We start from the raw sequence: 13,949 nt of genomic DNA on the forward strand, positions 1-13,949 counted from the left end.
ATGAAAGGGCTTGATGTTGGCTACGGCGTACTCTGTCACCGGTTTGACCTGCGCCGGGCGGGGCAGCATTAGCAGTTCAATTGGCGTGGAAGGCGTTCTTGGGGCGAGAGTTGTACCAAGCGCCAGCGGATTGCTCTCAGTTATTACTGCCTTTGGCCAGCCATGATAAGATCAGGTCAAAATCATATCGGATGGTTTGATCAACGCAGCCCGAGGAATCCGGCAACGAAGATTATGACGACCACGACGCCGATGATGTAAAAAATGTTCATTGCACACTCCGAGATTGAGGCATGCGCGACTTCGGGACGAAAGCACGATGCTCCAATAGGAGACGTTTTGAGACGATACTAAGTTCCGAAGTTCACGAAACTATAGCGCCGCGAAGGAAGAGCGTAAGGCTAGGGCGTACTCATAACGGCGGATGTCAGCTTCTGACGTTCAAGCGGAAATCTTACGATCAGTCAGACATTACCGCTCGTGACGACCCGTGGCTGACATTCTTGAACTCGTCAGAGCGTCCATGTCCATCTCTGCGTCTCTCGACACGGCGACGGTCCACAAGGAGTGCAAGAGCTCCAGATTTGCACGCGGGACGTGGCTAGCGCGCCAAAAGCGTGGCCGAACTGCCTGTGCAACCGAACGTGCGTAAGCACTCCATCCTATCCGAACGCAAGGGTCTCTAAAAAATAGCTAGCGCCGGGAAACGTCTGGAATTTGGTGCGTTACCACGTCAGGGTAGCCCACGGAGGAGAGAGCCCATGCGAACATCAATTTTCGCGATGATTGTTGCCGGAAGCGCGGTCGCTTTCCCCGCAATGGCGCAACAGCAGCCCGGACCGCAGAAGGCCGCCCCCAGCCCGCAAACCAGCGAGCAGATGCACCAGGATGCAGAAAAAAACAAGGCTAGCGAGCAAACCACCGGGCAGGCGCAACAGCAGCAGGCCGCACCTAGCCCGCAATCCAGCGAGCAGATGCACCAGGATGCAGACAAAAACCCCAAGGCTAGCGAGCAAAGCAGCGGGCAGATAGACAAGCCCCGCTAACGATCGTGGTCCGCGAAGAAGTTCCACCAAGACCAACCTGACTCCGCAGAGCCAAGGTTGGATTCGTACTCGTGGGCGCCCTGACGGCGGCGCGGGTTTATGAGTACACGCCCTAGACCACTGCCCGTAGCCCCTCATCTTCATTTGAGCGAGTTCGTGCTGTCTGCTTGGCTGTTCTTCCATCAGCATTGCTAACAGTCGAGTGTCGCACTCCCGCCGTGCTTCCCCCTGAGAGGAGGAAAACGAAATAGACAGAAGAAAAAGGAAATAGACAGAAGAAAAAGGTCGCTGCAACCTCATTTCCGTTTAGCCGTGTATTTACCAGCGATCGTTACCAACGCCTACACCGACACTCACGCCCGGGGCACTGAAGCCAATGCCGGAGCGCGGCTGGTCGTTATAGTAGCCGCGTCTTTCGATGTACCGCTCGCGGGGAGCATAGTTGTACGAATCGCCGTAGCCTTGCTGGATAACCGCGCGCCGCGATCCACGGGATTGGTAGCAACGGCCGGAGTCATCGCAAACCAGGCGTACTTGCTCCACGTTTGATTGGCTCACGCCGAGATACGTGGCGTCATTGGTAAACACGCCGGCGGCCATGGCGCTGTTCGCGAACAGAACGCCTGCGCCAGTCAAGAGTACAATACTGATCTTTCTCATGGGGTAACCTCCACCTGGTCGGTAACGGTACCGCCGGGAGACCAACATTGTGAGATCAGCTTTGTTCCAGTCATCCCCGTTTCATCCGGCGAGAGCGCGGCTGTCGCACTGACCTGGACAGATGTCGCACCTCGTATCGCGGTGGCGCATGCAAAGCCGTAAATCAAGAATGAACAGGCAGCGACCCGTGCGAGTGTCTGAATACATTAAATGTTCGAAACTGAGCAATTTTGACCATGACACGGAAACTGGGAATGGCAGATTAGCCAATCACCAGCATCACGATGACGCAGATCCGAGATCGGTGGCTGCCATGCCATCTGTTGCTCGTACGTAGGCGCTTGCTCTGGATCCTGCGTTGATCGACGTGATTTCAGTCGCGTTATTTCGCATCCATCTTCCAACCCAAGATCGTCATGGCGGAACTATAAGCTGTGGGGACCGCTCGGCTCTATCGCTGACGTTCGTCGGCACAAGTTAAGATGTAAGGAGGAATCAGATGAGAAAAACGTTGATGGTTTCTGTGGCCGTTGCGGCCTTGCTGGCCGCGACTGGGTTTGCGGCGGCTCAAGGTGTTAATCAGGGCGGAGCAAAGGGTTCGGAGTCGCCGGCTGCCGCTTCGCCAAAAGGTGACACTGCGGCGCCGATGAACGCACCCGCAGCAAAGGGAGCCGAGACCGTAACAACCGGCGCCGCGTCAAAAGAGGTGGTACCTCAACAAGCGCGGGGCAATCCGGATGCAGAAACGACCGGCGCGATGAAAGTGGACGGCAACGAAAGCGTCTGATTCGACGACCAATTCGAAGGACTTCGAAGCCAACCGTGGCGTGACCCTCTTAATTGTCCTAGCCGGGAAGAGTTTGAAAGTGAGCAATATTGACCAGCTCGTATGGAATCCAAAGAGATGCTCACGGCCCGCTAGGCGGAACTTAGTTCACGGTAAGCGGTTCGCTATTTGAAGTCATTACCAAAGGAGACTTCCTATGGAATTGATCCTTATCATAGTTGTCGTGCTGCTGTTGTTTGGCGGCGGCGGATACTGGGGCCGCCGTAGAGGTCATTGGTAAGAATTTGACCCGGCGGCGTCACCGAGCGTACGCGCCTTCGTCGAACAAATGAAAATCTGCGCTATCACTCGACCGGCGCGAGTTTGAGGCGGGTAAGTATCGCGACCAGATCCTCATATTTGAACGGCTTTCTCAGCACTGGCCGGTCGGAGTAGCCGTCTCTTGAACCGTGATCGGTGTTGCCGGTCGAGTAGACAAGCGGTACTCCGCGCGCCGCGAGCGCCTCCGCCACCGGGTGGCTGTCCCTGCCATTCAGATTTATATCCAGCAGGGCGAAGTCGAAGGCTTGCGCATCAATCAGGGCGAGAGCCTTGTCGACCGTCGCGGCAGATGTCACCGACTTGCATCCAAGGTCGGCCAGCATGTCTTCAATCATGATAAGAACCAGCATCTCATCCTCGACAACGAGGACCCGCCGGCCGGAAAGCAATTTATCCAACGCGAGCACCTCGTGGTAAGGGAATGTCCATCGTGCAGACGAGGCCATCCGGTCTGTAGTCGAGATAGATGGTGCCTTCCAGTTCATGGGCGAGACCACGCTCAATCACCCGCGATCCAAATCCCTTATGTGCAGGTGGCGTGACCGGGGGGCCATCTTTCTCCTTCCAGTTCAGGAGAAGCTGCAGTCCTGCCGGTGTAGTCTCCATCGTCCACTCGATCAGGATTGATCCGGCCGCGTTGGACAATGCACCGTATTTCACAGCGTTCGTCGCGAGCTCGTTGAACGCAATGCCAAGGGCCAAGGCTGACTTTGGCGGGAAACGGATGTTCTCACCCGTGACGGCAATGCGATCCGCCCGCCCTCCTGAGACCCCGAATGGCTCCAGGGCATCATGAACGATGTCGAGCAGTCCTGCACTTTCCCATTTTTCACGGGTTAACAGGTCGTGCGATCGGGAGAGCGCAAACAGTCGGGACTCGATTGATTCCCGGATGACCTTGGGATTGGAAGGCGTTCGCAACGTCTGCCAGACAATCGATTGTACCGTTGAAAGGGTGTTCTTTACGCGATGGTTCAACTCGTCGATGAGCATCTTTGACTGGGCTTCATCCTCCTTATGCTTGGTAAGATCGACGAACGATGCAAAATATTGAACGATGTCACCGGCCTCATCACGAACCGGGCTGACGAAGACGCCGGTCCAGAACTCGCCTCCATCCTTGCGGCAACAAAGGACTTCAGTCCCGACGCTGGGCGAACCTTCGAATTCGGCTTTAATGCGCGTTCGCACCTCAGCATCGTCACCATGCGCCATCAGAAAATTGAAACTCTTGCCGAGTACCTCTTCGCGGTCGTACCCGGTTAAAGAGAGAAAGCTGTCGTTGGCAAAAATAATCGGGTTGTCGGGCTTCGTCGCGTCCGTAAACACCATCGCCATTCGAGTAGTTTCAGCGGCAACGACAAACGGACCGAGCTCCCTCCGAAAGCTCTCGACTTCGGCTTCGGCGACTTTCTGCTGGTCAGATTTTTTTGTTATTTCCGACATGCCATGGGTCGATCAATCTATTTTACATGTAATGCTTATGAACGTGGCGCGGATTTCTTCCTGAATCAAGGCCTTCACGGTAGCATAGTTACGTTGCTGCGACGGCCATTCATTGCTGTAATCAAAATATTCTCGTACTCAGACCCCCCGGATCTGCAGGCCAACTCGATTAATTTAACCCAATCGCAGCAGTCCAATCTGCTTTAGCCCTTATCTCTACCGCGCCCGGAACAAGGTCGAGCGGTTCTTCAATCGGATCAAGCAGTGTCGTCGGGTGGCGACGCGTTACGACAAGCTTGCCGTCAACTACCCAGCATTCGTCCAGTTTGCGTCAATAAAACCCACCCTACAAGTCCCGCGACATCTTCTCGAACTTCTTCACCAGCCGCTCCCGCTTCAGCCGCGACAGCCGCTGGATCCAGAACATCCCGTCGAGCTGATCGATCTCGTGCTGGTGACATACGGCCCGCAAGGCTTCCGACTCCTCGGTCTGCATGGTGCCGTCGAGATCCCAGTAGCTGATCCGCACGCGGGCGTGACGCTGAACCTCGTCGTTGACGCCGGGCATCGAGACGCTGCCTTCGCGGTGCATGATCATCTCCGGCGAAGCCCATGTGATCTCCGGATTGACATAGGTCCGCGGGCCGTCCTTGGCGTCGAGCTCGAGCACCACGACGCGCAAGGGCACGCCGATATGCGGCGCCGTGATGCCGATGCCGGGCGCGGCGCGCATCGTGTCGAGCAGGTCCGCGGCAAGCTCGCGGAGCTGGTCGTCGAATGCGGTGACCGGGCGGGCAGGCATCGCGAGCCGGCGGTCGGGGTAGCGGACGAGGGGGCGGATGGTCATGCACGCTCCTACCACTCACGGATGGTTGAAGCACCCGGTTCTGACGCCCTACCAACTGGAAGGTAGCTACTGGCCATGACCAACGTTTCCTCGACCGCCGACGACATTCTGGCCTGCGCCCGCACGCTGATCATTGCCGGCGGCTATAACGGCTTCAGTTACGCCGACATCGCCGATGTCGTCGGAATTCGCAAGCCGAGCATCCACCACCATTTCGCCAGCAAGGTCGATCTGGTCCGCACCCTCGTATCGCGCTATCGCGAGGAAGCCGCGGCGGGACTCTCCGCAATCGAGCGCAATATCCCGGACCCGGGCGGACAGCTCAAAAGCTATCTCGCCTACTGGGAGGCGTGCATCAAGGACGCGACGGCTCCCTTCTGTGTCTGTGCGCTTCTTGCCAGCGAGCTCCCGCTGCTGCCCGAGGAGGTGGCGCTTGAAGTCCGCGCGCACTTCCGCGCCCTGGCGTCCTGGCTGACCTCGGTGATGGAGCGCGGCAAGCGGCAGGGGCGGCTCCAGCTTTCCGGCACCGCGCGGGTCGAGGCCGAAGGATTCATGGCGACCGTTCACGGTGCGATGCTGTCGGCGCGCGCCTATGGCGATCCCAAGATGTTCGGTGTCATCACCCGGCCGCTGCTGGAGCGGCTGTCCGCGACGCGCTGAGATTCATCCGAAGAGCCCGACAATCACAAGCTGCGAGACATTCGTCGCGGCGACTTCGCTTCGCTCGAAAGACTACCAACTAGTAGGTCAGGAGACTGTCATGGAAGACCATCATCAGCTGGATTCGGCCCTGGCCGATCAGGCGCAATGGCTGAGGCTGTACTACTTCGCGCGCGCGGGGTTTTCCGTCGCCTGGGTCGTCGCGGCGTTTGCCGTCGGTCAATCCTCCGCGCCGGTCGCCGCAGCTTTGCTCATTGCCTATCCGGCGTGGGACGCCGCGGCCAATTGGCTCGACGCGCTGCGCAGCGGTGGGTTCAGCCAAAACCGCACGCAGGCTCTGAACGTCCTGGTCAGTCTGGCGACCACGGTCGCGGTCATCCTTGCATTGCAGGTCAGCATGAACTGGGTGCTCGGCGTGTTCGGTGCATGGGCGATCCTGTCCGGATTGCTCCAGCTGGGGACGGCGATCCGGCGCTGGAGGCGCTTTGGCGCGCAGTGGGCCATGGCGCTCAGCGGTGGCCAATCGGCACTCGCAGGCGGCTTCTTCATCGCTCAGGCCGCGATGCCCGCGGCGCCGTCGATCACGAATGTCGCCGGCTATGCTGCGGTCGGCGCGCTCTACTTCCTGGTCTCGGCGATTTGGCTCACCGTCAGCGCGCGGCGGCGTGGCGTCAGGCGGGCTCAGCTGGGGTGATGCGATGGCGTTGGCGGGATCATGACAAGATGCCGGTGTTTTGCCCGACGAGTCAAATCGCGGCTTGGCATCGCAGGTGACCGGCTTCGTAAGTGACCGGCCTCGCAAGTCATTGATCCCGCTGGGGCCGTCTACTGTGCATGGGGTTGTTTTCGCGATTTTTGTTGGCAGGCCGTAACATCTTCGAAAGGGCGGGCACGTTCATGCGCAGCCCGGGCGCGGGTGCCGCAGGAACCGAAGGCGCAAGTGCGCTCCTTGAGATGCGCTCTCCTTGAAAATTGCATGATCGGTTGATCGATAGTTGGTTTATGACCTACAGGCGATGATCCAAAGCGCGCGAAGGCTTCTCCTCGCGCCAGAACATGCGCCAAAGCATGCCCCATGTCTGATGATCTGAACTGGCTTTCCGCCTGCGAGTTGACCCGGTGCTTCGCCAAGGGCGAGCTGTCGCCGGTCGATGTGCTGGACGCGACCCTGGCGCGGCTGCACACGGTCGATCCCGTCCTGAACGCGGTGTGCCTGCTGGACGAGCCGCAGGGGCGGCGTCTGGCAGCGGAGTCCGCGGATCGCTGGCGTCGCGGAACGCCGCTAGGGCCGCTCGACGGCGTGCCCGTCGCGATCAAGGATACCGCGCAGGTCACGGGATGGCCGATGCGCATCGGCTCCCACGCCACTGCGGCCGCGCCCAGCACGCAGGATACGTCCGGTGTGGCCCGGCTGCGCGAGGCCGGGGCCGTGTTCTTCTGCAAGACGACGACCCCCGAATTTGGCTGGAAGGGCATCACCCATGGCCCGCTGACCGGCATCACCCGCAATCCCTGGGATCTTTCCCGCACGCCCGGCGGCTCCAGCGGCGGCTCGGCCGCATTGGTGGCGGCCGGAGTGGTCCCGCTCGCCACCGGAGGCGACGGCGGCGGCTCCATCCGAATCCCGGCGGCGTTCAGCGGCGTGTTCGGATTGAAGCCGAGCTATGGCGTGGTGCCGAACTTCCCCGGCGTCATGGGAACGCTTGCGGTCTACGGTGGCCTGTCGCGCGATGTCGCCGACAGCGCGCTGTTGTTGAACGTGCTCACGCGCCCGGACCCGCGTGATTCCTTTGCCATTCCCCATCGCGGCATCGATTATCTCGATGGCCTCGACCGCGGTGTTGCGGGCCTGCGGATCGCATGGTCGCCAGATCTCGGCTTTGCGGTTGCCGACCCTGCCGTGGTGGCTGGCATGCGGCCGGCGATCGACGCGCTGGTTGTGGCAGGCGCCGACGTGCAGAATGTTGCTCTCGATCTGTCCGGCGCGCAGCATGCGCTGGAAGTGATCTGGGGGGCGTCGCATGCCGCGCTGGTGCGTGATTTCACCGGCGCGCAGCTGGCAGCGCTCGATCCGGGCCTGCTGCGATTGGTCATCGCGGCCCAGGATCTGTCCGCGCGCGAATTGCAAGCCGCCCATGTCGAGATGCGCGCGCTGAGCCAGCAAATGCAGGCGTTTCATCAGGACTACGACCTGCTGCTGACGCCGACGATTCCCATCACCGCTTTCGCGGCCGGGATCGATACGCCCGACGCCGCGCGCTTCCCGCAATGGTTCGACTGGACGCCGTTGACATGGCCGTTCAACCTGACGCGCCAACCCGCCGCCTCGGTGCCGTGCGGATTTGTCGAGGGGCTGCCGATCGGCTTGCAGATCGTGGGGCCGATGTTCGCCGAGCAGAATATCCTGCGCGCAAGCCGGTGCGTCGAGCAGGCCTGCGCCACCGCTGCGCGACCAAGCCTGGTCGATGGCGCTGCGCGGACGTCTCTTCAGGGACGATGACCGAGGTCGGCGGCAAGCGCGAGGCGTTCGAGGGCGAGCAATTCCCGATCGAGGCGTTCGATCAGTTCGCAGAGCATCCCGCGCTGGGCGACCAATGACGCTGCCACGCAAAAAGCCTATCGAGAAACAGGACTGGCGAACTAGCCGTCCGGATAGGGCGTGCCGTTCTTGTGCAGGAACCGCCCGTCGGAAGCCGGGCTCATCATGTCGATGTCGGAGCAGGTGATGAGGTCGTCGGGCGAGCGCGAGCCGACTTCGAGATAGAAGGCCATCGCATCTGACCGGTTGATCATGTGATGGCCGTTGCCGCTGCCTTTCGGAAAGGCGGCGCAATCGCCCGCGCGCAGCGCGGTTTCACCGTCGTCCTCGACCAGTGTCAGTTCGCCTTCGAGCACGTAGACGAACTCGTCCTCGTGCGAATGCCAGTGCCGCTGGCTCGACCAGCTGCCCGGCGGCAGCCGCATCAAATTGACGCCGAAATCGGAAAGGCCCCCGGCATTGCCGAGCCGCTGCCGGATACGCTCGGCGCAAGGGGCGCTGAAGGGCGCGGGATAGCCTGAGCCCTTGCGGGCGGGCACGGCGGCGATGTCGACCTTTGGCATGCGGGTGCTTTCCTGAAATCTTTGGAGTTATAAGGCGCGAGCAGGCCGCACCGGGGGCGGCGCTTGCGGAACCGCGCGCCGGCGGCGCGGTCGCGATCGTCGGAAAATTAAAGTACCGTCGCCTGTCGGCCCGCGCCAACCCCATTCGTCTTTCACCCAGACAGACTGACGGGAGACAAGGAAAATGAACTCGTCCCACTATCGCTGGGTGATCGTCGCCGCGGGCGGCCTGCTTGGCTGCGTCGCGATCGGCGGCATGTTTTCGCTGCCGGTGTTCCTGCAGCCGATCGCCAAAGACACCGGCTGGTCGGTGACCGGCATCTCCAGCGCCATGACGATCGGCTTTCTGGCAATGGCCTTCACCAGCATGGCCTGGGGCACGGCGACGGACAGGTTCGGGCCGCGGGCCGTGGTGCTGACGGGATCGACGGTGCTGGCGGCGAGCCTGTTCGCCGCGAGCCATGCGACCTCGCTCATCGCGTTCCAGTTCGTGTTCGGCCTGCTGGTCGGCGCCTCCTGCGCGGCGATCTTCGCGCCGATGATGGCGACTGTCACCGGCTGGTTCGACACCCATCGCAGCCTCGCGGTCTCGCTGGTGTCGGCCGGTATGGGCATGGCGCCGATGACGATGTCGCCGCTCGCGGCCTGGCTCGTCTCCGGCCATGACTGGCGCACCTCGATGCAGATCGTGGCGCTGGTGGTCGGCGCCATCATGATCCCGGTGTCGCTGCTGGTGCGCCGTCCGCCCGCGCTCGCGCAGGCGATGCCCGTGCCGTCGGGCGAGGACGCTGCGCAGGCGGAGATGTCGCTGGGGGAGGCGCTGCGCTCGCCGCAATTCCTCATCCTGCTCGCGACCAATTTCTTCTGCTGTGCCACCCACTCCGGCCCGATCATCCACACCGTCAGCTATGCCGTGAGCTGCGGCATCCCGCTGATCGCGGCGGTGACGATCTACAGCATCGAGGGGTTTGCCGGCATGGGCGGCCGTATCGCCTTCGGGCTGCTCGGCGATCGCTTCGGCGCCAAGCGCGTGCTGGTCACGGGGCTCCTGTTGCAGGCGTTCGGCGCGCTCGCTTACGTCTTCGCGCATCAGCTCGCGACCTTCTACGCGGTCGGCGCCATCTTCGGTTTCATCTATGCCGGTACCATGCCGCTCTACGCGGTGCTGGTGCGCGAAAACTTTCCGCTGCGCATGATGGGCACGGTGATCGGCGGCACCGCGATGGCCGGCAGCCTCGGCATGGCGACGGGCCCGCTCGCCGGCGGCCTGATCTACGACGCGTTCTCGAGCTACGCCTGGCTCTACATCGCCTCCTGGGCGATGGGTCTCGGCGCCTTCCTGATGGCGATGACTTTCCGCCCGTTCGCCAAGCCGCAAGGGCAGGCCGCAACCGCGGCGGCGTGAACCTGTAGCCCGGGTGAGCGAAGCGACACCCGGGAATGTCTCAGCGAATCCCGCGTGTCGTTGCGCTCACGCGGGGCTACGGCACCTCACAGCCGCTTTTCGAAGAACAGGTCCGGATAGGGATCGTCATTGAAACGCGGAATCTCGCGCCAGCCCGTGCTGCGGTAGAGCTGGCCGGCCTCGGGGAGGGCGCTGTTGGTGTCGAGCCGCAGCAGCGCGATGCCGAGCCCGCGCGCCGCATCCTCGGCCGCGTCCATCAGGCGCCGGCCGAGCCGCAATCCGCGCGCGGCGGGGGCGACCCACAGCCGCTTGATCTCGGCATAGCCGTGATCGGTTCCCTTCAGCCCGACACAGCCAATCGGCAGCGTATCCGACATCGCGACGATGAATGCGCCGCGCGGGCGGCGCATGTCCTTGGCATCAGGGTCGCGCGACAGCGAAACGTCAAAGCCCTGTTTGAAGCGGCGGCCGAGCTCCGCGTAATATTCGCCGAGGCAATAGCGCGCCTCCTCGGATCGCGGGTCCATCTCCTCCAGCGCGATGCGCTCGCGCGTCAGCGCGGAGGCGATCATGTCCATCGCCGCCAGCAGCGCCTCGCGCTGCGAATGGTGCGCAAGGAAGCTCTCGGCCTGCGCGTTCGACAGCGTCTCGTAGGCTGCGAACTCGCGCCGGCCCGTGCGCGTGAGTTTTGCCACGCGGCGGCGGGCATCGTCCTCATGCGCCGTGGTCTCGACCAGCCCTTCGTCCTCGAGGCTGCGGAGCAGCCGGCTCATCAGCCCGGAATCGAGCCCGAGATAGTCGCGGATCTCGGCCACGTCCGAACGTCCATGCCCGATCGCGTTGAGCACGCGCGCCGCGCCGAGCGGCCGCCCGCGTCCGAGGAACGACGTATCGAGCGCGCCGACGGCGGAGGTGACGGCACGGTTGAAGCGGCGGATTCGGGAGACGGGATCGAGCATATATCTGACTTTAGTCAGGTATATTGGCGTGTCAATCACTCGCCGGATTCTGGAACTGGTCTGAGGGGAGTTCCTCGGTAGGGCAATGGGGATCGCTGAGGTGGTGGCAGTGGATTTCGGAACGAAGCCGGTTATCCCGCGATTGCGCACGCGGTAATATCGAGCGCAACTCGGACCGCTTGCCAGGACGAAAGCCCATACATGACATCTGTGACAGCCCGCGACACGGTACCGCGAAAACAAGTCAAGCTATCCCGGACGCACGCGCCAACCGACCTGTCGACGATCGAGTGGCAACGCGGACTGCGCCGTCAATTCGGCCGCGAGCAATCGTTCCTCCTGGAAAATCTCGGCGCCGATCCAATCTTCTCGGAGTTCAAGGTCACCAATCCGGCCTCGAAATCGAGCTATCGCGTGGCGATCCGCGGCCTCGGACCCGGCGGCAATTTCTGCTCGTGTCCGGACTATGCCACCAACGAGCTTGGGACCTGCAAGCATCTCGAGTTTGTACTTGCTCAACTGGAGAAGAAGCGCGGCGCCAAAGTGGCGTTCGCTCGAGGCTACCACCCGCCGTTTTCCGAACTCTACTTGCGCAACCAGGGCCGACGTAGCGTGCATTTCCGGGCGGGCACCGATTGTCCGACGAAACTGAAGGAAGCGGCCGCCCGGCTGTTTGATCAGGACCGCGACGGCCTCCTGCCGGAAGACCGCCTGGGCGAACTAGACGATTTCATCGGTTTGGTGTCGAAGAGCCGACACGAGCTGCGCGCCTACGACGACGCGCTCGATTTCGTCGCGGGCCGCCGGGATGCTGACCGCCGGGCCGATCAACTCGCTCGGTTGTTTCCGCGTGGCGCGGGCGACCCCAAGCTTCATCGACTGCTGAAGACGCCGCTCTATCCCTATCAGGCCGAAGGCGCATTGTTTGCCGTGCGCACAGGCCGTGCGCTGATCGGCGACGACATGGGTCTTGGGAAGACCATCCAAGCGATCGCTGCGACGGAGATCCTGGCCCGTCACTTCGGCGTATCGAGGGTCCTGGTGATTTGTCCGACTTCACTCAAGTATCAATGGCAAAGCGAAATGGCCCGATTTACGGGCCGGAGAGACAAGCGAGGCGCGCGTGTGATCGAGGGGGGCCGCGCACAACGCCAGAACGACTACGCGCTCGACAATTTCTGCAAGATCACGAATTACGAGAAGCTCCAGCCTGATCTCGAATTGATCGCCGGCTGGTCACCAGAACTGGTCATCGTCGACGAGGCGCAGCGTGTCAAGAACTGGAATACGGTTGCCGCACGAGCCCTGAAGCGCATCGACAGTCCATACGCGATTGTGCTCACGGGAACGCCGCTGGAGAACAAGCTCGAAGAACTGATCTCCATCGTCCAGTTCGTCGATCAACATCGCCTGGGCCCGACCTGGAAACTCCTGCATGACCACCAGGTCAAGGACGAGGGCGGCCGCGTGACCGGCTATCGGGCACTGGACAGGATCGGCGAGACCCTGGCGCCCATCATGATCCGCCGGCGAAAATCCGAGGTGCTGCGGCAACTTCCGAGCCGCACCGACCAGAATGTGTTGGTGCCGATGACCGGGCCGCAGATGGACCTGCATCGGGAGAATGCGGACACGGTGGCCAAGATCGTGCAGCGCTGGCGCAAGATCAAATTTCTCTCCGACAAGGATCAGCGCCGGCTGACTTGCGCGCTTCAGAACATGCGGATGTCCTGCAACAGTACGTATCTGCTGGATCAGGAGAGCGATCACGGCGTCAAGGCAGATGAGCTTGCTGCACTGCTTGATCAACTGTTTACCGCGCCGGACGCCAAAGCCGTGGTGTTTTCGCAGTGGACGCGCACCCACGACGTCGTGATCCGCCGCCTCCAGGCGCGCGGGATCGGCTATGTCAGCTTCCACGGCGGCGTACCGTCCGACAAGAGGCCGGAACTCGTCCAGCGCTTTCGGGACGACCCGGCCTGTCGCGTGTTCCTGTCGACGGATGCCGGCAGCACCGGTCTCAATCTTCAGCACGCCTCGACGCTGGTGAATATGGATATGCCGTGGAATCCCGCCGTGCTCGAGCAGCGTATCGCGCGTATCCATCGTCTCGGCCAGGCGCGGCCGGTTCAGATCGTCAATTTCGTTGCCAAGGGGACCATCGAGGAAGGTATGCTGTCGGTGCTGGCGTTCAAACGCTCGCTGTCGGAAGGCATTCTCGATGGAGGCAGCAACGAGGTCTCGCTGGGGGGATCGCGCCTGAATCGCTTCATGAAGGATGTGGAGAGCGTGACTGGGAGCATGGGGAGCGGCGAGGCCGTGACTGCGGCTGAGGAGGCCGACCCCGTCGATGGCGCGAGCGATGCCGAATCCTCAGGCGATCGCGCGGGAGAAGCCGCGGTCGTACAAGCCGAGGAAGCCACCACGGGATCGCGCGATGCGTCGTCCGATCCGTGGCAGGCATTGGTTCAGATGGGGATGCAGTTCATCGGCGCCATCGCTGCGGCAAATGGGTCCGGCTCTGCTGCTCATCCCTGGCTCGAGCGCGATCCCGCCAGCGGTTCACAAAGTCTCAGGATCCCGCTCCCTTCTCCAGAGACCGCCAGCCGATTGGGCGACCTCCTGTCCGAGTGGGCCAGATCCTTGCGCGGAGGGACGGTCTAGCTGATCATACCAGGGGCAGGAAGATCTACGGGGGCGCGTCGCCAGCCATGGA

The 13,949-nt window shown here is 62.0% G+C and carries 14 protein-coding genes and 1 pseudogene; 9 read left to right on the forward strand and 6 right to left on the reverse strand.

Annotated features, from left to right (window positions below):
• The first annotated feature begins 761 nt into the window (after positions 1–761).
• The gene (locus XI09_RS37360; protein ID WP_271571354.1) at positions 762–1,046 is read left to right on the forward strand and encodes a hypothetical protein; all 285 of its coding nucleotides are present in this window, start codon (positions 762–764) and stop codon (positions 1,044–1,046) included.
• Positions 1,047–1,364: 318 nt separating this feature from the next.
• On the opposite strand, the gene XI09_RS37365 is transcribed toward XI09_RS37360, so the two are convergent.
• Positions 1,365–1,706: a hypothetical protein gene (locus tag XI09_RS37365; protein WP_271571355.1), complete on the reverse strand. Its 342-nt coding sequence runs from the start codon at positions 1,704–1,706 to the stop codon at positions 1,365–1,367.
• A 499-nt stretch (positions 1,707–2,205) separates the two neighbouring features.
• Here XI09_RS37365 and XI09_RS37370 point away from each other — a divergent pair, with 499 nt between their 5' ends.
• Both XI09_RS37370 and XI09_RS46270 read left to right on the forward strand, forming a co-directional pair.
• Positions 2,206–2,493: a hypothetical protein gene (locus XI09_RS37370; protein WP_271571356.1), complete on the forward strand. Its 288-nt coding sequence runs from the start codon at positions 2,206–2,208 to the stop codon at positions 2,491–2,493.
• A 196-nt stretch (positions 2,494–2,689) separates the two neighbouring features.
• Positions 2,690–2,773 carry a DUF3309 family protein gene (locus XI09_RS46270; protein WP_442869651.1) on the forward strand — a complete coding sequence of 28 codons (84 nt, stop codon included), beginning with the start codon at positions 2,690–2,692 and terminating at the stop codon, positions 2,771–2,773.
• Positions 2,774–2,837: 64 nt separating this feature from the next.
• On the opposite strand, the gene XI09_RS37375 is transcribed toward XI09_RS46270, so the two are convergent.
• Complete coding sequence (locus tag XI09_RS37375) at positions 2,838–3,212, reverse strand: response regulator (RefSeq protein WP_271571357.1); 375 nt, start codon at positions 3,210–3,212, stop codon at positions 2,838–2,840.
• Entirely contained in the window at positions 3,205–4,260 is a 1,056-nt protein-coding gene (locus tag XI09_RS37380) for an HWE histidine kinase domain-containing protein (RefSeq protein WP_271571358.1), read from the reverse strand. Before XI09_RS37380 ends, XI09_RS37375 begins: the two co-directional genes overlap by 8 nt.
• 181 nt (positions 4,261–4,441) lie before the next feature.
• Between XI09_RS37380 and XI09_RS37385 the strand changes: the two are divergent.
• Positions 4,442–4,594: pseudogene (locus XI09_RS37385) on the forward strand (IS5/IS1182 family transposase); the annotation flags it as partial.
• A gap of 12 nt (positions 4,595–4,606) precedes the next feature.
• On the opposite strand, the gene XI09_RS37390 reads toward XI09_RS37385, so the two are convergent.
• Positions 4,607–5,107: a peptide deformylase gene (locus XI09_RS37390; protein WP_271571359.1), complete on the reverse strand. Its 501-nt coding sequence runs from the start codon at positions 5,105–5,107 to the stop codon at positions 4,607–4,609.
• Between the two features lie 75 nt (positions 5,108–5,182).
• On the opposite strand from XI09_RS37390, the gene XI09_RS37395 reads away from it, so the two are divergent.
• The 3 genes from XI09_RS37395 to XI09_RS37405 all read left to right on the forward strand — a co-directional run bounded on the left by XI09_RS37395 (position 5,183) and on the right by XI09_RS37405 (position 8,267).
• Positions 5,183–5,767: a TetR/AcrR family transcriptional regulator gene (locus tag XI09_RS37395; protein ID WP_271571360.1), complete on the forward strand. Its 585-nt coding sequence runs from the start codon at positions 5,183–5,185 to the stop codon at positions 5,765–5,767.
• 100 nt (positions 5,768–5,867) lie between these two features.
• Complete coding sequence (locus XI09_RS37400; protein ID WP_271571361.1) at positions 5,868–6,461, forward strand: DUF308 domain-containing protein; 594 nt, start codon at positions 5,868–5,870, stop codon at positions 6,459–6,461.
• Between the two features lie 381 nt (positions 6,462–6,842).
• Positions 6,843–8,267: an amidase gene (locus XI09_RS37405; RefSeq protein WP_271571362.1), complete on the forward strand. Its 1,425-nt coding sequence runs from the start codon at positions 6,843–6,845 to the stop codon at positions 8,265–8,267.
• A 140-nt stretch (positions 8,268–8,407) separates the two neighbouring features.
• Here the strand turns inward: XI09_RS37405 and XI09_RS37410 are convergent, their stop codons facing one another.
• Positions 8,408–8,869: a cupin domain-containing protein gene (locus XI09_RS37410; protein ID WP_271571363.1), complete on the reverse strand. Its 462-nt coding sequence runs from the start codon at positions 8,867–8,869 to the stop codon at positions 8,408–8,410.
• A 184-nt stretch (positions 8,870–9,053) separates the two neighbouring features.
• Here XI09_RS37410 and XI09_RS37415 point away from each other — a divergent pair, with 184 nt between their 5' ends.
• Positions 9,054–10,274: an MFS transporter gene (locus XI09_RS37415; RefSeq protein ID WP_271571364.1), complete on the forward strand. Its 1,221-nt coding sequence runs from the start codon at positions 9,054–9,056 to the stop codon at positions 10,272–10,274.
• 86 nt (positions 10,275–10,360) lie between these two features.
• On the opposite strand, the gene XI09_RS37420 is transcribed toward XI09_RS37415, so the two are convergent.
• Complete coding sequence (locus XI09_RS37420) at positions 10,361–11,233, reverse strand: bifunctional helix-turn-helix transcriptional regulator/GNAT family N-acetyltransferase (protein ID WP_271571365.1); 873 nt, start codon at positions 11,231–11,233, stop codon at positions 10,361–10,363.
• Between the two features lie 414 nt (positions 11,234–11,647).
• Between XI09_RS37420 and XI09_RS37425 the strand changes: the two genes are divergently transcribed.
• A complete protein-coding gene (locus tag XI09_RS37425; protein WP_271571366.1) occupies positions 11,648–13,897 on the forward strand; it encodes a DEAD/DEAH box helicase in 2,250 nt (749 codons plus the stop codon).
• The last annotated feature ends 52 nt before the right edge of the window (positions 13,898–13,949 follow it).

It is taken from the genome of Bradyrhizobium sp. CCBAU 11386 (assembly GCF_028128955.1).
Taxonomy (GTDB): domain Bacteria; phylum Pseudomonadota; class Alphaproteobacteria; order Rhizobiales; family Xanthobacteraceae; genus Bradyrhizobium.